The sequence below is a fragment of the Halobacterium litoreum genome, assembly GCF_021233415.1.
GTDB classification, from domain to species: Archaea; Halobacteriota; Halobacteria; order Halobacteriales; family Halobacteriaceae; genus Halobacterium; species Halobacterium litoreum.
On sequence record NZ_CP089466.1, the window covers coordinates 918,331 to 937,707 of the forward strand.

General features: G+C 70.3%; 20 protein-coding genes. 8 read left to right on the top strand and 12 right to left on the bottom strand.

All coding sequences use genetic code 11. The annotated features are described in order from the left end of the window. Positions 1-20 precede the first annotated feature (20 nt). Complete coding sequence (locus tag LT972_RS05100; RefSeq protein ID WP_232572119.1) at positions 21-1,229, bottom strand: TIGR04347 family pseudo-SAM/SPASM protein; 1,209 nt, start codon at positions 1,227-1,229, stop codon at positions 21-23. Next, entirely contained in the window at positions 1,226-1,477 is a 252-nt protein-coding gene (locus LT972_RS05105; protein WP_232572120.1) for an Htur_1727 family rSAM-partnered candidate RiPP, read from the bottom strand. The genes LT972_RS05100 and LT972_RS05105 overlap by 4 nt, the downstream gene beginning before the upstream one ends. 319 nt (positions 1,478-1,796) lie before the next feature. Between LT972_RS05105 and LT972_RS05110 the strand changes: the two genes are divergently transcribed. The 3 genes from LT972_RS05110 (at position 1,797) to LT972_RS05120 (ending at position 4,287) form a co-directional block, all read left to right on the top strand. Then, a complete protein-coding gene (locus LT972_RS05110) occupies positions 1,797-2,951 on the top strand; it encodes a multicopper oxidase domain-containing protein (RefSeq protein ID WP_232572121.1) in 1,155 nt (384 codons plus the stop codon). A 10-nt stretch (positions 2,952-2,961) separates the two neighbouring features. Continuing rightward, positions 2,962-3,969 (top strand): halocyanin domain-containing protein, encoded by a 1,008-nt coding sequence (locus LT972_RS05115; RefSeq protein WP_232572122.1) that lies wholly within the window; start codon positions 2,962-2,964, stop codon positions 3,967-3,969. Positions 3,970-4,059: 90 nt separating this feature from the next. Then, the gene (locus LT972_RS05120) at positions 4,060-4,287 is read left to right on the top strand and encodes a hypothetical protein (RefSeq protein ID WP_232572123.1); all 228 of its coding nucleotides are present in this window, start codon (positions 4,060-4,062) and stop codon (positions 4,285-4,287) included. On the opposite strand, the gene LT972_RS05125 is transcribed toward LT972_RS05120, so the two are convergent. After that, positions 4,284-4,907, bottom strand: coding sequence for a DUF7509 family protein (locus LT972_RS05125; protein WP_232572124.1), 624 nt, complete (start codon positions 4,905-4,907; stop codon positions 4,284-4,286). The two genes, LT972_RS05120 and LT972_RS05125, sit on opposite strands and share 4 nt — an antisense overlap. A gap of 98 nt (positions 4,908-5,005) precedes the next feature. Between LT972_RS05125 and LT972_RS05130 the strand changes: the two genes are divergently transcribed. Further along, positions 5,006-5,407 (top strand): winged helix-turn-helix domain-containing protein, encoded by a 402-nt coding sequence (locus LT972_RS05130; protein WP_232572651.1) that lies wholly within the window; start codon positions 5,006-5,008, stop codon positions 5,405-5,407. 75 nt (positions 5,408-5,482) lie between these two features. Here LT972_RS05130 and LT972_RS05135 read toward each other — a convergent pair whose 3' ends face one another. The 4 genes from LT972_RS05135 to LT972_RS05150 form a co-directional block, all read right to left on the bottom strand. Then, a complete protein-coding gene (locus tag LT972_RS05135) occupies positions 5,483-5,698 on the bottom strand; it encodes a twin-arginine translocation signal domain-containing protein (RefSeq protein ID WP_232572125.1) in 216 nt (71 codons plus the stop codon). Between the two features lie 57 nt (positions 5,699-5,755). After that, positions 5,756-6,169: an FAD-binding domain-containing protein gene (locus LT972_RS05140; protein ID WP_232572126.1), complete on the bottom strand. Its 414-nt coding sequence runs from the start codon at positions 6,167-6,169 to the stop codon at positions 5,756-5,758. A 107-nt stretch (positions 6,170-6,276) separates the two neighbouring features. After that, the gene (sod, locus tag LT972_RS05145; RefSeq protein WP_232572127.1) at positions 6,277-6,879 is read right to left on the bottom strand and encodes a superoxide dismutase; all 603 of its coding nucleotides are present in this window, start codon (positions 6,877-6,879) and stop codon (positions 6,277-6,279) included. 64 nt (positions 6,880-6,943) lie between these two features. Further along, positions 6,944-8,239: a M20 family metallopeptidase gene (locus LT972_RS05150; protein ID WP_390226274.1), complete on the bottom strand. Its 1,296-nt coding sequence runs from the start codon at positions 8,237-8,239 to the stop codon at positions 6,944-6,946. Between the two features lie 76 nt (positions 8,240-8,315). Here LT972_RS05150 and LT972_RS05155 point away from each other — a divergent pair, with 76 nt between their 5' ends. Continuing rightward, positions 8,316-9,461 (top strand): acyl-CoA dehydrogenase family protein, encoded by a 1,146-nt coding sequence (locus LT972_RS05155; protein ID WP_232572129.1) that lies wholly within the window; start codon positions 8,316-8,318, stop codon positions 9,459-9,461. Positions 9,462-9,482: 21 nt separating this feature from the next. On the opposite strand, the gene LT972_RS05160 is transcribed toward LT972_RS05155, so the two are convergent. The 5 genes from LT972_RS05160 to LT972_RS05180 form a co-directional block, all read right to left on the bottom strand. Then, positions 9,483-11,399, bottom strand: a complete 1,917-nt coding sequence (locus tag LT972_RS05160) for an archaea-specific SMC-related protein (RefSeq protein WP_232572130.1) — start codon at positions 11,397-11,399, stop codon at positions 9,483-9,485. 38 nt (positions 11,400-11,437) lie between these two features. Continuing rightward, on the bottom strand, positions 11,438-12,052 hold the full coding sequence (gene rdfA, locus LT972_RS05165; RefSeq protein ID WP_232572131.1) for a rod-determining factor RdfA: 615 nt from the start codon (positions 12,050-12,052) through the stop codon (positions 11,438-11,440). Between the two features lie 48 nt (positions 12,053-12,100). Next, complete coding sequence (locus LT972_RS05170) at positions 12,101-12,847, bottom strand: hypothetical protein (RefSeq protein WP_232572132.1); 747 nt, start codon at positions 12,845-12,847, stop codon at positions 12,101-12,103. 137 nt (positions 12,848-12,984) lie between these two features. Next, positions 12,985-13,941: a rhodanese-like domain-containing protein gene (locus tag LT972_RS05175; protein ID WP_232572133.1), complete on the bottom strand. Its 957-nt coding sequence runs from the start codon at positions 13,939-13,941 to the stop codon at positions 12,985-12,987. Positions 13,942-14,056: 115 nt separating this feature from the next. After that, positions 14,057-14,350, bottom strand: coding sequence for a PadR family transcriptional regulator (locus LT972_RS05180; protein WP_232572134.1), 294 nt, complete (start codon positions 14,348-14,350; stop codon positions 14,057-14,059). A gap of 137 nt (positions 14,351-14,487) precedes the next feature. Here LT972_RS05180 and glmM point away from each other — a divergent pair, with 137 nt between their 5' ends. From glmM to LT972_RS05195, 3 genes are all read left to right on the top strand, one after another. Beyond that, a complete protein-coding gene (gene glmM, locus LT972_RS05185) occupies positions 14,488-15,810 on the top strand; it encodes a phosphoglucosamine mutase (protein ID WP_232572135.1) in 1,323 nt (440 codons plus the stop codon). A 65-nt stretch (positions 15,811-15,875) separates the two neighbouring features. Continuing rightward, on the top strand, positions 15,876-17,057 hold the full coding sequence (gene glmU, locus LT972_RS05190) for a bifunctional sugar-1-phosphate nucleotidylyltransferase/acetyltransferase (RefSeq protein WP_232572136.1): 1,182 nt from the start codon (positions 15,876-15,878) through the stop codon (positions 17,055-17,057). Between the two features lie 23 nt (positions 17,058-17,080). Beyond that, positions 17,081-19,375 (top strand): oligosaccharide flippase family protein, encoded by a 2,295-nt coding sequence (locus LT972_RS05195; RefSeq protein ID WP_232572137.1) that lies wholly within the window; start codon positions 17,081-17,083, stop codon positions 19,373-19,375. The last annotated feature ends 2 nt before the right edge of the window (positions 19,376-19,377 follow it).

Here is a 19,377-nt window from a genome sequence, read left to right on the forward strand (position 1 = left end):
GGGGGAGAAACGAGGGCGCGTCAGTCCGCCGTCCCGCCGCGAGCGCCGGCGTCGGGGCGGCGCTCCTCGTCGGTGAGGTAGCACTTCGGGTCGGGCGCAAACGGGCCGCCTGCGCCGAGCGCCCGCAACCGCGACCCGCCCCGGCAGACCGACGCGTACTGGCAGGTCTGACAGCGCTCGCCGAGTCGGCTCTCGCGCTCGCGGAGCGCGCCCAGCAGGGGGTTGTGGTCGTCCGTCCACAGTTCCGAGAACGGCCGGTCGCGGACGTTCCCGAGGCTGTACCCCTGCCAGAACTGCGTCAGGTGGACGTTCCCCTGGTAGTCCACGTCGGCGATGCGCTCGCCGGTCGGGTCGCCGCCGTTCGCTTCGAGGTACTGGCGGACGCGCTCGGCCTGCTCGCTCCCGAGTTCCTCGTCGGCGTACTCCACGAGGAAGCCGGCGTCGGCGTAGTTCCCGACGAGCAGCGTCTCGATTTCCTCCCCCTCGGCGTGGTACTCGCGGGTCAAATCGCAGACCGTCTCCACGGCCTCGCGGGTGTCCGCGGGCGTCAGGTCGATGTCCGAGATGTCGGCGCCGCGGCCGCCGTAGTCGAGGTGGTAGAAACAGAAGCGGTCGACGCCCACGTCGTGCAGGAGGTCGACCACGTCCGGCAGGTCGGGCGCGTTCGCCTGCGTGATGGTGTACCGGAGGCCGGTCTTCAGGCCGGCGTCGAGGCTGTTCTCGATGCCCCGGACCGCAGCGTCGAACGCGCCGTCCTGCCCCCGGAACGCGTCGTTGCGCTCCGGGAGGCCGTCCACCGAGACGCCCGCGTACTTCAGGCCGGCCGCTTTGAGCGCCTCGGCGCGCTCCTCGGTGAGCAGCGTGCCGTTCGTCGAGAGCACGGGTCGAATGCCCGCGTCGGCGGCGTAGGCGACGAGTTCTTCGAGGTCGTCGCGCACGAGCGGTTCGCCCCCGGAGAACAGGACGACGGGGATACCAAAACCGGCGAGGTCGTCGAGCAGCGCCTTCCCCTCCGCGGTGGAGAGTTCGCCGGGCGCGGTCTCGGTGTCGGCGGCGGCGTAGCAATGCGAGCAGTAGAGGTTACACTGCTTCGTGAGGTTCCAGACGACCACCGGCCGGCGCTGCTTGTCCTCCGTAATCTGGTCCTCGCTGGAGCCGTCGGCGGCGTCGTAGCGCAGGCCGTCGCTCTCGGCGTCCAGCCCGCAGAGGAGTTTGCTGACGGAAATCACGCCGACTCACCCCCGGCGAGTTCGTGGCTGGTGTAGCGCGCGGTCTCGTCGGCCGGGCAGAGCCACACGTCCCGCGCCGTCCACCCGAACAGCGTCTCGGCGCGCTCGTGGGCGTCGTCGGCGTCCCCCGCGGTGACGCTCCCGACGTGCTTCAGCGGGCCGTCCGCGTCGGCCCGCACGAACACCTCCCACTCGCGTCCGGTCGCGCTCCGCGGTTCGTCGGCGACGCGCGTTCGGTCGTCTCCCATGCCGCCGGCTACGCACGTCGCGCAAAAGGCCGTCCTGTCGGTTCCCGAGGTCTGGGAACCACCCCGACGTCGTAAGCCGGTCTCTCGTCTCGGTCGACACGAGGCGGCGAGAGCGCGGCGCTCGCCAATGGACGCCGCCTCGATTCCTCGACGACGCCAGTCGCCGCTCCCGGCCGCACAAGACTGCTCTCTGTGCCGGGGCGCCAGCCACGAACACGAGCGAACACGTTCGACCGATTCCCGCGCGCTGGGAACAGTTTCAGCCCCGCGGGAATCGCCGAGACGGGCATTAAGTCGGTACGTCCAAGGTGGAGATGTCATGAGAGACCGCATCGGCGCACCCGGCACCGGCATCTCGCGTCGCGAGTTCGTCGCCGCCACTGGCGGCATCGGCACCGCCGCGCTCGCTGGCTGTACCGCACCGACCCCGAACCAGTCCACGCGGACGGGAAGCGAGGGGTCTCAGAACCAACTCAATCAGGACAGCGACCTCCCGAAGACGAGTCCGCCCGAAATCGTCAACGCCCACGAGCAGGGCAACCAGGTGACGATGAAGAGCATGCCCGCCGTCCACGACGTCCACCCCGAGGAGACGATGGGCGGCCCCGTCCAACTGCCCCGCGTCTGGGCGTTCCAGGCCGATGACGGCGAGCCGAGCGTCCCCGGCCCCATCATCCGCACGGTGGAGGGCGAGGACATCGAGGTCACGCTCGACAACACGGACGGGAAGCGCCCGCACACGCTGCACTTCCACGGCGCACAGAAGAAGTGGATGGACGACGGCGTGCCGACGACCACGGGCATTCGCGTCGACGCCGGCGAGAAACACACGTACACTATCCCTGCGAACGTGCCGGGGACCCACGTCTACCACTGCCACTACCAGACCCACCGGCACATCGACATGGGGATGTACGGCATCTTCCGCGTCGACCCCGAGGGGTACGAGCCGGCGGACAAGGAGTACTTCATGACCGTCAAGGACTGGGACTCCCGGCTCAACCGCATGATGGCGGGCGAGGACGTCTCCTACAGTCCGCGCACGCGGAGCCCCGACGTGTTCACGGTCAACGGAAAGTCCGCGCCGCGCACGCTTCACCCCGAGGACGGCTCGCCCATCATCGTCGAGCAGGGCGACACCGTGCGCATCCACTACGTCAACGGCGGCTACATGAACCACCCGCTGCACCTCCACAACCACCGGTTCCAGCGCGTGGAGAAGGACGGCGGCACCATCCCGGAGGCCGCGCGCCACGACATGGACATCACGAACATCGCGCCGGCCGAGCGCCACACCATCGAGTTCGAGGCGGACTCCGAGCCGGGCATCTACCTGATGCACTGCCACAAGGTCAACCACGTGATGAACGGGAGTTACTACCCCGGCGGGATGCTCTCCGGCGTCGTCTACAAGGAGGCGATGGACACCGACATCTTCGCGAAACTGATGGAGTACGCGGGCTACGAGGGGTGACTCTGGGACGATGAACACCGACGAACCCACGCACGTGAGTCGGCGCACCGTGTTGAAGGCCTCGGCCGCCGCGGGGGCGGCCGCAGTCGGCACGACCGCGTTCGCCGGCGGCGCGGCCGCACAGGACGGCAGCCTCGGCGAGTGGCTGAGCAACGTCGGGAACTTCGACGGCGTCGTCGACGAGACCGGCAAGGATGAGGTCACGGTGACCGTCGGCTCGGAAGCGAACGGCGGCCCGTACGGGTTCGGCCCCGCCGCGATTCGAGTCGACCCCGGCACGAAAGTCGTCTGGGAGTGGAAGTCCGGCACCCACAACGTCGTCGCCGACGACGGGTCCTACGAGAGCGCGATGAAGGGCGAACAGGGATTCACGTTCTCGCAGACGTTCGACAGCGAGGGCGTCTCGAAGTACTACTGCAACCCCCACAAGGCGATGGGGATGAAAGGTGCCGTCGTCGTCGGCGACGTGGAGGTAGACACGGGCGCCAGCGGCGGGAGCGGTGGCGGCGGTAGCGACGGCGGCGACGCCGAGAGCACCGAGTCGGTCGACTTCGGCGGCTGGTTCGACAACGTCGGGAACTTCGACGGTGTCGTCGACGAGACCGGGAAGTCCGAAGTGACTGTGACCGTCGGCTCCGAGGGCAACGGCGGCCCGTACGGGTTCGGCCCCGCCGCGGTCCGCGTCGACCCCGGTACGACGGTCGTCTGGGAGTGGAAATCCGGCACCCACAACGTCGTCGCGAACGACGGCGCCTACGAGAGTGAGATGGTCGGCGAGCAGGGCCACACGTTCTCGCAGACGTTCGACAGCGAGGGCGTCTCGAAGTACTACTGCCAGCCCCACGAGGCGATGGGGATGAAAGGCGCCGTCGTCGTCGGCGACGGCGGCGGTGGTAGCGGCGGCGACGCCGGCGGCCTCTCGATGGAGGAGTTCGGCGTCCTCGGGTTCGCGGGCGTGCTGATTGCGGGCCTCCTCTCGCCGTTCGCCGCGAAGGCGTTCGGGAAATCCGAGGAGTAGCGCGCTCGGCGTCTGTCGTCCACTCGCCGGTCTCTCGTTTTCTGGTCGGCCACGTCGCATAAGTGGCTCCGCGTGCCAGCCCCGACTGTCATGGACGAAGCACTCGAAGCGGCCGAAGTCGCCGCCGACGCGGGCCTCGAAGGCGCCGTGTCGTGGCTGTTCCGAATCGTCGGCGTCCTGCTCGTGCTCGCCGGGCTCGGCCTCTGGCTGGTCGCCGAAATGAGCCTGCTGTGGCTGCCCGCGGTCCTCATCGTCGCGGGCCTCCTGCTCGTGCTCGTGCCGGAAGTGCTGTTCACGTTCGTCGAACTGTTCGGTTAGTCGAGGCGGTCGAGGTCGCCGTACAGCTCGCGGTTCATCACGTCCACGCTGAACACGCGCACTCGCTTCACGAGTTCTTCCTCGGTCGCGTACGTCTCGACGCGCAGGTCCCAGCGAGCGCTCGCGGCGCGAATCATCTCGCTGGTCACGTCGTCCTCGTGGACGAACACCATCCGGTCGCCGTGCGCGTCCGCGAGTCCCTCCAGCACCGACCCGACCTCCTCGCCGACGCCGAAGTTGTGGCCGAGTCGCGGCAGGACGAACACGACGACGTTGCTGTTTTCGGCGAACGCGATGCTCTGGGTCGCGGCGTCCACGTCGTCCGTACTCACGCCCACGTCCACGGCGAGGAACGCGTTCAGCCCCGGGTCGGCCCGCAGGCGCCCCTGCAGTCGTCGCAGGAGCGCTTGGGCCGCGTCTATCTCGTCGCGGTTCTTGAACAGCCGCCGGAGCGGCCCGGGCAGGTCGGCAACGTCGATTTCGGCGCGCTCCCGTTCGCTGAGTACGTACTCCAGATTGAACGACTTGTACGGCCCCATCAGGTAGACGAGGAAATCATCGTAGGGAACCGTCCCGAGCGACGACCGAATCGCGTCCCGCGTGATGTCGTCGGTGGTCACGACAGTCCCCACGGACGCACCAAATATAAAGGAGGGGTGTTTCGAGAGTTATCGAGTCGAGAACTGTTAAGTCCGACGTGGCCGTAGTACGAGACGAGATGGCGACCAACGACACCCCGGGGCCGGGCGACGCCCCCCACAACCCCGACGAACTCCTGCCCGCGACGAGCGTGCTCTCCCTCGACGAGTACCTCGACATGCAGGCCGCAATCGGGGACGAGACGCGGTTCCGCGTGGTGTACACGCTCTCGCACTTCGGCGACCACAGCGCCACCGAACTCGGCGAACTGCTGGACGTCGCGGGGAACTCGCTTCACTACCACCTCGACAAACTCGTCGACGTGGGACTCGTGGAGAAGCGCAAGCGCACGACAGCCGACGAGAACGGCCTGTTCGCGTACTACCGCACCACGTCGCTCGGCGACGCGATTCTCGAACACGGCGTCGAGGAACTCATCCGGCGCGAGCGCGAGTACCGGGACGCCTACGCCGGCGAGTAGCCGTTCAGTCCAGTTTGACGGCTCTCGCGCTGGCGAACGTCGGGAACGTCTCCGTGAACGACCGGTCCGCGATTTTCACGGTCGCCGTCGCGCTCCGGGGCGTGGCGTCCCGGTACTCGCGCTCGCGGCGTCGGCCTCGCCGCGCCGGGGGTCGACGGTCGCGTCTTCCCCGGGGCGACCGGAGGGGTCGTCGCAGGGGGGTTCGGGGACGCCGCCGTCCGAGAGACAACCGCTCGCCAGCGCGACGCCGACCGCCGCGCTCGCGGCGAGGAAGCGTCGTCGAGAGGGCACACCGACGGCTGTCGTGTCGACTCGGGATAAGCTTTCTCGGGCGAGCGCGCCGTCGGCCTACGGTTCGTCCGCCGGTTCGACGACCTCGCCGTCGTCCCCGCGTCTGTCGGCTTCGAGAATCTCCAGCACCGTCGTCTCCACGCTCGAATCGCGGAAAATAGCGGGGGCGACGACGGCCACGCCGCGGGCGTCGGCGGTGCGGTGCGCGCGGTCGGTGACCGTCGCGAGCGACGTGAGGAGCGCGGCGGCGTCCCGGCGCTCGGCGCCCGCGACGAGGCGGGCGACGTGGTCGGTGACGACGGCGGCGTCCGGGTCGTCGACGACCATCACGAGGACGCGACTCGGGCCGCGACCGTCCTCGCGGAGCGCGCGCACCACGGCCGTCGCGTCGTTCACGCGGGTGCGCGCCGTCATCCAGCCCTCGCTCACGAGGTGGTGGCGGACGGCGTCGACGAACGGTGAGTCGGCCACAGGAGAGTGTCGTCGCTCGCGGACGTTAGCGTTTCCGGCGGTCGGACGGCAAAAGCGGAGACAGATACGGGCGGGGGGTGCCGACGGTTCGGTCGGAGCGGAGGGACTTACTCGAAGCGCTCGACGGCCTGCTCGAAGCGCGCCGAGGGCTCCTCCCAGTCGACGACCTCGAAGAAGTTATCGACGAAGTCGCCGCGGTCGGGGCCGTAGTCGTAGTAGTAGGAGTGCTCCCAGACGTCGAGCGCGAGAATCGGGTGGCTGCCCCAGAGCGCGCCCTGGTCGTGCTTGTCGACGGCGACGTTGCGGAGCTGTTCGCTGTGGGAGTCGTAGACGAGGAGCGCCCAGCCGCCCGCGGCGGAGGCGGCAGCCTCGAACTCGCCCTTCCAGCCCTCGTAGGAGCCGAAGTCCTCCTCGATGCGGTCGGCGAGCGCGCCCGAGGGCTCGTCGCCGCCCTCGGGGCTCATGGACTGCCAGAACAGCGTGTGCAGGATGTGCCCGGAGCCGTTGTGCGTGACGTCGCCGAGCGCGCCAGCGGTCGAGGAGTAGTCGCCGGACTCGCGGTTGTCGGCGAGGGTCTCCTCGGCGCTGTTCCAGCCGTTGACGTAGCCCTGGTGGTGGGTGTCGTGGTGCCACGTGAGGACCTGTTCGGAGATGTGCGGTTCGAGTGCGTCGTAGTCGTAGGGAAGCGGCGGCAGTTCGTAGTCCGACATTGCACTTGGTGCATGAACCCGACGCCTCTTGGGGGTTTCCGGAATCCGATTAAAGTTGGAATTGCTATAGGTCGGGGGCGAGCGCGTACGGGAGGCGGGTGTACACCGCGGCGTTCCACGCGAGCGCCGTCGCCGTCGTGTACTCGTCGGCGGCGTGGGCGGTGTCGGTGCCGAACCCGAACTCGACGGTCGGCACGCCGGCGTTCCGGAGGGACTTCGCGTCCCCGCCGCCGGTCGCGCTCCGCCGGTAGACGCGCTCCCCGGACACGTCGCTCGCGACGCCCGTGACGGCCTCGACGAGCGGGCTGTCGATCGGCTCGTACGTGCCGACGCTCCACGACGCGTCCGCCACCGAGACGCCCTCACAGCCCCGAACGCACTCCCGGACGTCGGCGAGGACCGCCCTCGTGTCCACGCCCGCCGTGAGGCGGATGTCGAGTTCGGCGGTCGCGGACGCCGGCACCGCGTTCACGGCCTCGCCGCCGGACAGCGTCCCGAGGTTGACGGTCGGGTAGCCGAACAGGTCGCGGGCGGCGTCCTCGCCGAGCGTCGGCGCGTAGTACTCGACGGATTCGGCGACCACGGAATCGAGGGCGTCGGGCACGTCGAGGGGTCGGCGGCCGAATCGCTCGCGGAGCGTCTCGACGGCTTCGTACAGTCGGTCGATGGCGTTCGCGCCGAGCATCGGGCGCGACCCGTGGGCGGCCTCGCCGCGCGCCGTCAGCGTCAGCCAGATGCTCCCCTTGTCGGCGACGGTGACGGAGTGCCGGCCGCGCTCGCAGGTCGTCTCGCCGATGACACACGCGTCAGCGTCGAACTCGCGGTCCGCGAGGAGCGCCGACAGCCCCGCGTCGCCCGCGGTCTCCTCGTCGCTGACGAACGCGAACTGCAGCGAGACGGGCGGCGTCGTGTCGGTCTCGACGTGGGCGCGCGCCGCCAGCAACATCGCCGCGACGGCGCCCTTCATGTCGGTCGCGCCCCGGCCGTAGACGCGGTCCCCGTCGCGCTCCCCGAGCGGGTCGTGCGTCCACGCGTCGGCGTCGAACGGCACGGTGTCGAGGTGCCCCTCGAAGAGGAGCGTGGCGTCCCGCTCGCCGGGCACCTCGAACAGCACGTTTGGCTTCGCCGGGTCGACGGCGAACAGTTCGGGTTCGAGGCCCCAGTCGCGGACGGTCTCGGCGACGTACTCCGCGGCCGCCGTCGTCTCGCCGGGCGGATTCTGTGTGTCACAGCCCACGAGGTCGAGTGCGGTCGACACGAGCGCGTCCCGCTCGTCGGCCGGGAACGACGCGACGGCGGCTGGCGGGTCCACGGTCACACCGGCGGTTCGGGCTGTGACACCGTAACTGCTCGGCCGCATACCGACTGCCGAGAACTGCGTGGGGATTGTCGGCCGTTTACGAGTACTTTAGTCGCGGAGTGCGATAGAGGCTGACATGGACTTCGGACTGACCGACGAGCAGCAAGCCATTCGAGACGAAGTGCAGCGCTTCGCCGAGAACGAAATCGAGCCGGTCGCCGGCGAGTACGACGAAGCCGAGAAGTACCCGTGGGAGGTCATGGACGCCGCCGCGCAGGCCGGCCTGCTCGGCCCGAGTGTCCCCCTCGAGTACGGCGGCGCCGGCTACTCGCCCGTCGAGACCGCCATCATCATCGAGGAGCTGTTCGCCGCCGACCCCGGCATCGGCCTCTGTATCTCCAGTGCGGGCTTCGGCGCGGAAGCCATCATGGCGTTCGGCACTGAAGACCAGAAGGAACGCTACCTCGAACCCATCACGTCCGGCGACGCCATCATGGGGTCGGCCATCAGCGAACCCGACACCGGCTCCGACGTGTCCAGCGTCTCCACCACCGCCGAGAAGGACGGCGACGAGTGGGTCATCAACGGCAACAAGATGTGGATCACGAACGGCTCAGTCGGCGACTTCTTCGTCGTCCTCTGCCAGACCGACCCCGAAGCCAGCGGCCGGTACAACGGCTTCAGCCAGATCGTCGTGGAGTCCGACCGCGACGGCTTCGAAGCCGACAAAATCACGGGCAAACTCGGGATTCGCGCGAGCGACACCGCGGAACTCATCTTCGACGACGTGCGCGTCCCCGAGGAGAACCTAATCGGCACGCAGGGCGGCGGCTTCCTCCAGCAGATGCAGTTCTTCGACGAGACCCGGACGATGGTCGCCGCGCAGGGAGTCGGCATCGCCCGCGGCGCGACCGACCGCGCCCTGGAGTACGCCCAGCAGCGCGAGCAGTTCGACCGCCCCATCTCGGACTTCCAGGCCATCAAGCACAAGCTCGCGGAGATGCGCACGCAGACCGAGGCCGCGCGCACCATCACCCAGAAGTCCGCGTGGAGCGTCGAGAACCGCGACCAGCAGCTGACCGCGCTCGCGTCCATGGCCAAGGAGTTCGCGTCCCGCGTCGCCGTCGAGGTCGCCGACGAAGCCGTCCAGATTCACGGCGGCGCCGGCTACGTCAACGACTTCGACGTCGAGCGCCTCTACCGCGACGCCAAAATCACCCAGATCTACGAGGGCACCACGGAGATTCAGAAGAACATCATCGCCCGCGAGATGCTGGAGTAACGCCGGCAGTCGCTTCTCCGCTCAGATGTCGGTGACGCGGTTGTCCGCGTCCACCGCTCGTGCGTCCTCTTCGAGGAGCGCCGCGACGAGGAACTCCGTGTACTCCGCGACGTAGTCCACGAGCGCGGCGATGCGCTCGGCGTCGATGGCCTCCAGCGAGTCCAGTAGGAGGAAGGGGACGTCTTCGTAGACTTCGTGGGCGAGGTAGCCCGCGAGCGCGAACACGAGGCCGGTCACCTCGCGTTCGCTCTCCGAGAGGTGGTCGACCGTGTCCTCGTACGCCCGCCCGTCGTCGGTCTCGCGGACGACGTGCAGGTCGAACTCGCTGCGCTCGACGTTCTCCCGGCCGCGGCGCTCGACGGTGGCGGTGCGTTCCACCCAGACGCGCTCGAGATTGTCGTAGTCGAGGCGCTCGAGGACGGCCGCCATCTCTTCGTTGAACGAGTCGACGGCCGCCGCTTCCACGCGGTCGACGCGCTCACGGAGGTCCGCGAGTTCCGCGACGACCTCGCGGCGGCGCGCTTCGAGGTCGTCGCGCTCCGCGAGCCGCGATTCGAGGTCTTCGACCGTCTCGCGGGCGTCCGCGAGGTCCGACTCGACGCGGTCGAGTTCGACCTCCAGTTCGTTCACGCGCTTCGCGCGGTCGACCGCCGCGTCGTGGCCGTCTCGCTCGACGGCCGCCTCCAGTTCCGAGACGGCGTCCGCGACGTCCTCGCGTTCGGCTTCGAGGTCGGCCACGCGCTCCTCGCGGCGCTCGATTTCCGCCTCGACCTCGCGCAGGCGCTCGGCGACCTCCTCGCGGCGCTCTCTCGTCTCCGCGACCGCCTGCCGGCGGTCGGTCACCTCGTCAAGTTCGGCGTCGAGGTCGGCCTTCCGGGACTGCTCGCGGTCCCGCAGGTCCCGCAGTCGCTCGACCGTCCCCTCGATGCGCTCGCGTTCGACGGTCGACCCGCACGTCCAGCAGACGCGTTCACCGTCGTCTTCCCCGACCAGCGCGTCGGTCACGGTGCCGCCGTCGGAGCGGCGCGCCGGGTCGTCCGCGAGCGCCGCGGTCACGTCGCCCGCGTCGTCGAGGAACTGCTCGTTGAACTCCACGACGTTCTGGAGGTCCGACACGGACGCCGCCACCTCCTCGCGGCGCGCCCGCAACTCCTCGATTCGGTCGTCGAGCGCCGCGACGTCGGCGTCCGGGTCGGGGAGCGCGTCGCGTTCCTCGCGCAGGTCGGCGCGCTGGTCGCGCAGCGACTCGAGGCTCTCTCGCTCGGTCCGCAACTGGAAGCGCAGTTCCTCGAGGTCCGACCGGCGCGCTTTCAGTTCCGCGAGCGCCTCGGAGTCCTCGCCGTCCGCGTCGGCGAGCGCGTCCCGGGCGTCCGCCAGTTCCTCGCGGCGCTCGTCGCGTTCGGCTTCCAGTTCGGCGACGCGCTCCCGGCGGTTCTCCAGGCGCGCCGCCACGTCGTCTAACGCCGCCAGTTCGTCGTCTATCTCCCGCTTCTCGGCCTCCCGGCGCTCGATGTCCCGGCGGAGCGCCGCGGTGTCCACGGGCCGCACCACCACCTCGCGCAGGTCGTCGCCGCGCTCGACGGCGCGCCGCGCGTCGTTGTCCTCCAGGAGGAACGCGAACAGGTCCGCGAGTTCCGCGTCCGCCAGCAGGGGGTCGCCGCCGAACGACACGTCGCCGCCGACGCGGTCCAGCGTGCGCTCGTGGGTTTCGCCGGCCAGCGTCACCTCCGCGCGGCCGGCGTCGGCGTCGCCTTTCAGCGTCGCGCGGTCGCTCCCGAGCGCCGCCATCACGGCCTGCAGGAACGACGTCCGGTTGGTCGCGTTCCGACCCGCCAGCACGTTCACGCCCGATTCGAGGTCGACCGTCGTCTCGTCGATGCCGCCGACGTGTTGCGCTCGCACGCGAGCCGCAGGCTGGTCGGCTCCCCGCTCGTCCATGGAGAGCGCTACGCGGCGGTCGCGTTTAGTTCTTCATCCTACGAGCCGTCGCAGTCACAGCCCCCGCGAGAGAGCAACTCGGTGGCGTCGTACGCCGCGCCGCAGTCCCGGCACAGCACGCGCACGTCCACCAGCACGTCGGCGTCCCCGACCGCGATTCTGTCGGCGTTCGCCGAGCGCTCTACGGCGTCCTCGGCAACCGACGCCACCCGCGACTGGAGACGGCGCAGGCGCTCGACGTCGGTCGCAATCTGGTCGGCGTCGCCGTCCTGTTCGGCGCCGCGGTACTCCCGCAGGTACGTGTGGACCGCCTGGTGGGAGACGAAGTCCGCGAGGAGCGCGTCCACGTCCACGCCGTCCCGCGACAGTTCGAGGCGCTTCTGCGTGCGAACGCCCTCGCTCGCGTCGTCGCCAGCCAGCACCTCGTAGGTCGCCGCCACGTCCGCGTCGACCGGGTTCCGGCCCGCGTCCGCGAGCGCCGCGCGGACGAGCCGGCGGTTGAAGTCGTCGGCGAGTTCCCGGAGGCTCGCGCGCGCCTCGCCGTCGGCCGTCCAGCGGCGTTCGAGGTCGTCGCCCGCGTCCTCCAGTCCGTACTCGACGAGCAGGCGCCCGACCTTGCAGTCCGTCTCGTCGCGGTCCTCGGCGCTCGTCATCGCCTCTGAACTGGCGTGCGCGAGAGAAAAGCGTCGTGGTCGGCGAGACTACTGCCCGGTGGCCGTCGGGCGCGCCCCGTACTCCGCGTCGAGGCGCTCGCCGCCGAACCCGTCGTACAACTCGAACAGGACGTCGACGTCGCCGACGGCGTAGTCGTAGAGGAGGTCGCGGAGTCGCCGGTGGGTCGTCGTGTGTTCGATGCCCGCCGCGACGCCGTCGACGTAGCGCTCCCCGAGCACCCGCCCGACGTCGGCGCCGCGGACGAACCCGTACTCGAACTCCTCGGTGACGTGGCCGTCGGGGAACTTGTAGTCCTCGTACCAGATTTTCTCCTCTTCGACGCCGGCCAACTCACAGACCTTCCACAGCGGGAGTATCGGCTGGCCGTCCCGGAGTTCGTCCCGGTAGTCGGCGAGCGCCGGCTCCGCGAGGTCGACGTGCGTCTCGGCGAGCGCGTCGAGGCGCGCGTGCGTCTCCTCGCGGACGCCGTCATCGACCAGCGCCGCCGCCCAGTTTCCCATGTGTTCGAGGTCGAACGCGCTCCCGTTGTACGTCAGCACTCTGTCCACGCTTCTCCCGTCGCACCACGCGAAGAGGCGGTCGAACAGGTCCGCGGTGTGTTCGTCCGCCCAGTCGCCGTCGCGGAACAGGACGTCGGAGTCGACGTCCGCGTCCGGCGACTCCCGGTAGCCGACCGCGACCGCCAGCCACTCGAAGCACTCCGTCCCATCGCCGTTCGGTCCCGGCTCCCGAAACGGGCTCGCCGTCTCGATGTCCAGCGCGAGCGTCCCCATTCTACCGCGGCCGATACGCAGTCGACCGTCATGAACGTGTCCGCTCGCGGGGAGTTCGGTCGAACGACCGAGAAGGAGTCTGCGGCCGCAGGCGGCGAGCAGCGAGCGCTATCGATTACCCAGTCGGGTGACGCGCGTCAGAAGCCGAGGGCTCCGAGCGCGCTACTCTGGTTGCCCGACACGACCGTCCCCTCGGCGCTCACGCTCCCTCCGGTGAGCGCGTCGAGCGTGTCGGTGACGGTGTACCCCGGCGTCTCGACGCGGATCTCGCTGTCTCCGGTGACGTCCACGAACTTCAGGTGGAGTTCGTACGACCCGTCCTCGCTGATGGTGGTCGCCTCCTTCTGATTCGAGTTCGTGTGGTACGCCCACGCCGTCTCTCCGGCGGCGCTCTGACTCGCTTTACCCGAAATCGTCCACACTTCGGGCTGTTCCGCGGGCTGGTCGCCCGCCATCGGGTACGACCGCTTCTGCCACTCGGTGTACCCCTCGTCGATGGCGTACACCGTCTCGTATCCCTTCTCCTGGAGGGACGCCGCGCGGAGTGTCGAGAGGTGGTGCGGGCACGCGCAGTACGTGACGATGCGCTCGTCTTTCGCCCACTCCAACACCGGGTCGTCGGGGTCCTCCTCGCCGTCGCCCGCCGGGCTGTTCACCGCACCGAGCACGTGGGACTGCTCGTACTCGGTGGCGCTGCGAGTGTCGGCGAAGCGCGCCTCGCCGCGCACGAACCAGTAGTACGCCACGTCGATGGGGACCAGTGACACCTCGATGCCGTTCCGCGTCGTCGTCTCGAACGACGACGGGTCGACGCTGCGCTCTTCGAACGTCGCGTCGAACTCCGGCGGGTAGCCGTCCTTCGGCTTCGGGTCCGCGGGCAGGTCGTCGCCGTTGCGCGGCCCCTCGGCCGCCGACTGGGTCTGCTGGGTGGTCGTCGCGTTCGACTCCGTGGTCGTCGACTGCGTGGTCGACTGCGCTGTCGAGTTCTCCGGACTCTCGGCGTCGCCGCCGGACGAGGAACAGCCGGCGAGCGCCGTCACCGTCCCCGCGCCGACCGCGGCGAGCAGGTGACGACGAGTCGTTCTGTCTGTCATGCACTCGGTCCGTGGAGCGCACGGGCGTTTACTATACGCTGGGTAAGCCGGCCGAATCGCCCGAAACCGCACACAACAGTCGCCGACGCCCCCTCGACCGACACCGGTCGGCGTCTCAGTGCGCTTCCAGCGCGTCCGCGTACCCGCGCTGCCAGCACAGCAGGTCCCGTAGCGCTTGCCGTCCGTCCTCGGTGACCGCGTACTCGTTCGTGCGGCCGTCCCGCTCGCCCTTCGCCACGAGCCCGGCCTCGACGAGCTCGTCGAGATTCGAGTAGAGGACGCCGGGGAGCAGGTCCGTGTCCTGTGACTGCTTGAGTTCCGACTTGATGGTCTGCCCGCTCGCCGGCCCGACGCCCGCGACGACGAACAGGAGGTCTCGCTGGAGCGCGGAACGCTCGTACATCGCCATACCGGCCCGGAGCCACTCCCCACCAATGAATCGCCGAGACCGTTGTGGGACTTAACACAGTTGTAAACGCCCCGCGAGCGCCCGAATCCCGGCTTACCCCCCGCATAGTTAGGGTGGCTCGCGTGGACTGCCGTGGCATGTTCGGAACGAGCGGTATCCGTGGGCCGGTCGGCGACGCGGTGACGACGGACCTCGCGGCCGACGTCGGGCGCGCGCTGGCGTCCGCCGGCTACGAACGCGTCGTCCTCGGGCGCGACCCGCGACCGACCGGCGCGGCGTTCGCCGACGCGCTGTCCGCGGGCGTCCGCGAGTGCGGCGGCGACGTCTACCGCGTCGGCGTCCAGAGCACGCCGACCGTCGCGCGCAGCGTCGCGTGGTTGGACGCCGACGCCGGCGTGACGGTCACCGCGAGCCACAACCCCCCGACCGACAACGGCGTCAAACTCTGGCTCCCCTCGGGGAAGGCGTTCGGGCCGACTGAACGCGAGACCATCGCGGAGCGCGTCGAACACGACGACTTCGCGTTCGCCGCGTGGGATGCGTTCGGGAGCGAGCACGCGCCCGGCTTCGACCCGCGAGCGCGCCACGAGGCCGCGCTCCGCGACGCCGTCTCGCTCGACGGGGCGCCCTCCGTCGTCGTGGACGTGGGGAACGGCGCGGGCGGCGTCACCGCGAGCGCGCTCGACGCCCTCGGTTGCGACGTGACGACGCTGAACGCACAGGAGGACGGCCACTTCCCCGGTCGCCCGAGCGAACCGACGCCCCAGCACTGCGCCGCACTCGGGCGGTTCCTCGCGCGCTCCGACGCCGACTTCGGGGTCGCCCACGACGGCGACGCCGACCGCATGGTCGCGGTCACGGGCGACGGCGAGTTCGTCCCCGGCGACGTGTTGCTCGCGCTGTTCGGACGCGACGCGGTGCCCGCGGGCGGCGCGCTCGCCGCGCCCGTGAACACGAGTCTCGCGGTCGACGACGCGCTCGCCGACCGGGACGCGTCCGTCGCTCGCACCCGAGTCGGGGACGTCCACGTCGCCGACCGCCTCGCCAGCGACGACCTCGCGTTCGGCGGCGAACCGAGCGGCGCGTGGATTTGGCCCGCCGAGACGCTCTGCCCGGACGGCCCGCTCGCCGCCGCGAAACTCGCCGCGCTGGTCGCCGACCGCGGCCCGCTCGCCGACCTCGCGGCCGACGTGCCGCAGTACCCGCTCCGCCGCGAGAGCGTCGCCGTCGAGGACAAGGCCGGCGTGATGGCGGGCGTCCGCGAGCGCGTCGCGGCGCGCTACGACGACGTGGACGACCGCGACGGCGTGCGCGTGGAGACCGACGACGGCTGGTTCCTCGTGCGCGCGAGCGGCACTCAACCGCTCGTCCGCGTGACCGCCGAAGCGCGCGACGAACGGGCCGCGGACGCGCTCCGAGACACCGCCCGCACGTTCGTCGAAGCGGCGCGCGGCGAGTGACGAAACGTCAGGTAGCGGGCTTAACGGACGTATAATAAACCCCGGCGGGCGGCTACCGCCGTGCAATGCAAGTCGTCATTCTGGCCGCGGGCGAGGGAACCCGAATCCGCCCGCTCTCCGCGTCGACGCCGAAACCGCTCCTCCCGGTCGCCGGCCGACCGCTCGCCGCGCACGCCGCGGACGCCGCGGTGGACGCCGGCGCCGACGAACTCGTGTTCGTCGTCGGCTACGAGGCCGACGCGGTCCGAGACCACTTCGGCGAGACGTACCGCGGCACTCCCGTCGAGTACGCCGTGCAGACCGACCGGGACGGCACCGCGGGCGCGGTCCGCGCGGCCCGCGAGCACCTCGACGGCGCGTTCGCCGTGGTGAACGGCGACAACCTCTACGACCGCGAGAGCATCGCGGCGCTGTTCGACGCCGGGCCCTCGGTGGCCGTCCACAACGTCGACGACCCCTCGAACTACGGCGTCGTCTCCACCGACGGCGGGCGCGCCACGGGCATCGTCGAGAAGCCCGCGACGCCGCCGACGGACCTCGCGAACGCCGGCGCGTACGTGTTCCCCGCCGAGGCCCGCGAGTGGCTGGACGTCCCGGAGAGCGCGCGCGGCGAGCGCGAACTGACGGACGTGCTCGCCGAGGCAATCGAGCGCGCCGACGTGACCCCCGTCCCCGTCGACCGGTGGCTGGACGTCGGGCGGCCGTGGGAACTGCTCGCCGCCAACGAGTGGAAACTCGGCGCGCTCGGGCGACACGTCGACGGCGACGTCCACGCGGACGCGACAATCGACGGGAGCGTGGTCGTCGAGGACGGCGCGACCGTCGAGTCCGGCGTCACTATCGAGGGGCCGGCTTACCTCGCCGCCGGCGCGACGGTCGGCCCGAACGCGTACGTCCGCGGCGCGACCTACCTCGGGCCGGACGCACACGTCGGGCACGCCGTCGAGGTGAAAAACAGCGTCCTGCGCGCCGGCGCGACGGTCGGCCACCTCTCGTACGTCGGCGATTCGGTGCTCGGGACGGACGTGAACTTCGGCGCGGGCACCGTCGTCGCGAACCTCCGGCACGACGACGCCGACGTCGAACTCACGGTGAAAGGCGAGCGCACGTCGACCGGCCGACGGAAGTTCGGCGTCGTCGTCGGCGACGGCGCCAAGACCGGTATCGACACCAGCCTCGCGCCGGGCGTGACGCTCTCGCCGGGCGCGCGAACGAACCCCGGCGAGACGGTGACCCGTGACCGGTAACCGTCACAGACGCGGGTGATTCCGTGGGGCGAACGATAACCTCGGGCGTCCTCTCGGTGGCGGGCACGAAAGTCGTCGTGCTCGTCCTCGGGCTCGCGGCGTCCCCGCTGCTCACGCGCCTGCTCGGCGACGGCTACGGCGACTACGCGTTCCTGCTGTCGGCGTTCTCGCTGTTCATGCTGTTCGTGAGTTCCGGCATCACCGAGGGCGTCCGCAAGTACATCGCGGAAGACCGGGCGCGACCCGGCTGGCAGGACGCCGTCGCGGGCTTCTATTTCCGCGTCGCGCTCGCGCTCGCGCTCGCCGGCGCCGCCGTCCTCGCCGCCGTCGCGTACACCGGCCTCGCGGCGCGCTTCCTCGGCCCCGAGTTCACCGCGTACTGTTACGTGCTCGCGGCGCTCGTCGTCGCCGCGCAACTCCGCGCGTACGCCCGCCGGACGCTCATGGGCCTCGGCCTCGAACCGTACTCGGAGTCGCTGAAAGTTCTCCACAAGACGGTGTTCGTCGCGGCGGGCGTCGGTCTCGCGTGGCTCGGCTACGGCGTCGTCGGCGTACTCGCGGGCCACGTCGTCGCCAGCCTCCTCTCCGCGCTGGTCGGCCTCCTCGTGCTCGCGCGCCGCGTCAGCCCCGGCGCCGCCGTCCGCCGCCTCCCGACCGGCGTGTCCGGCCGCGAGTTCCTCGCGTTCAACGGCATGAGCGTCGTGCTCGCGCTCCTCCTCACGTCGCTCTACCAGGTGGATTTGCTGATGTTGCGCCCCATCGCGGGCGCCGAGCAGACGAAGTACTACAAGGTCGCGCTCGTGTTCGCGGAACTCCTCTGGTTCGTTCCCACCTCGCTCCAGACTGTCCTCCTGCACTCCACGTCGAGTCTCTGGTCCTCGGGCGACGGCGAGCGCGCGAGCCGCATCGCCGCCCGCATCACCCGGTACACTGTCCTGTTGACGGCGCTCCTCGCCGTCGGCATCGGCACGCTCGCCGCCGACACCATCCCGATTCTCTACCCCGACGAGTACGCCGCCAGCGTCGCGCCGCTCCTCCTCTTGCTGCCGGGCGCCGTCGGGTTCGCAATCGCGCGCCCGATGCTCGCAGTCGGACAGGGCAAGGGCGACCTCAAGCCCCTCATCGCGGCGACCGGCGTCGCCGCCGTCGTGAACCTCGTCTTGAACGCCGTGCTCGTCCCCCGGTACGGGATGCACGGCGCCGCCGTCGCCACGAGCGTCGGCTACGGGTCGATGGCCGTCCTGCACGTCCTCGCCGCGCGCCGCGTCGGCTTCGACCCGCTCGCCGACCTCCGGCCGCTCCGCCTCGCCGTCGCTGTCGCCCTCGGCGGCGCGGCGACGGTGTGGGTCGCGCGCCTCGTCCCCGGCCCGTGGCCCGCGCTCGCCGTCGTGCCGGTCGCCGGATTCTCGCTGTTCGCGGCCGCGGCGTTCCTCTCGGGCGCCCTCGACACCGACGAGGTCGGCGGGCTCGCCGGTTCGATGCCCGGACTCTCGCAGATTCTCGCGGGCTCCACGGGCGGCGGGCGCTCGTCGCTCGCGTCCGCCGGCGCCGTCGCCCAGAAGACCCTGCTCGCGGTCGGTATCGTGCTGTTCGTCGCGGGCGTCGGCATCGCCGCGTCCGGCGCCGGCGTCGACGACCTCGACGACCCGCCCGAGGACGCGACGACGCCCGGGACCACCGCGCCGCCGACCACGCAGTCCCCGACCACGGAGGCGCCGTCGAACGAGACCACCCAGTCGACCACGCAGACGCCGACCACGACTGACCAACCCCCGCCGACGACCGGCGGCCCGCCATCGACGACCACCGAGAACACGACCACGACACGGAACACGACCACACCGACGACTACGACGCAGACGCCGACCACGACGACGCAGACGCCGCCAACCACACCGACCACGACGACCACGACCGAAACCTCGACGCCGACCACGACGACCCGGAACACGACCACACCGACGACCACGGCAACCACGACCGACACGACGACCCAAACACAGACAACCACGCAGACGACCGAGCCGACGACGACACAGACCACGACGACGGAACCGACCACTACGCAGACCACGACCACGACCGAGAACACCACCACGACGACCACGACCGAGAACACCACGACAACCACGGAGAGTACCACGACGACGACTGAGAACACCACCACGACGACCACGACGACTGAGAACACCACGACAACGACGACTGAAGACACGACAACGACCGAGGACACCACCACGACGACCGAGTCGACGGAGAACACCACGACGAGCGACGGCGGACTCTTCGACCGGGTCGAACTCGGTCGCGCGTCGTAGCG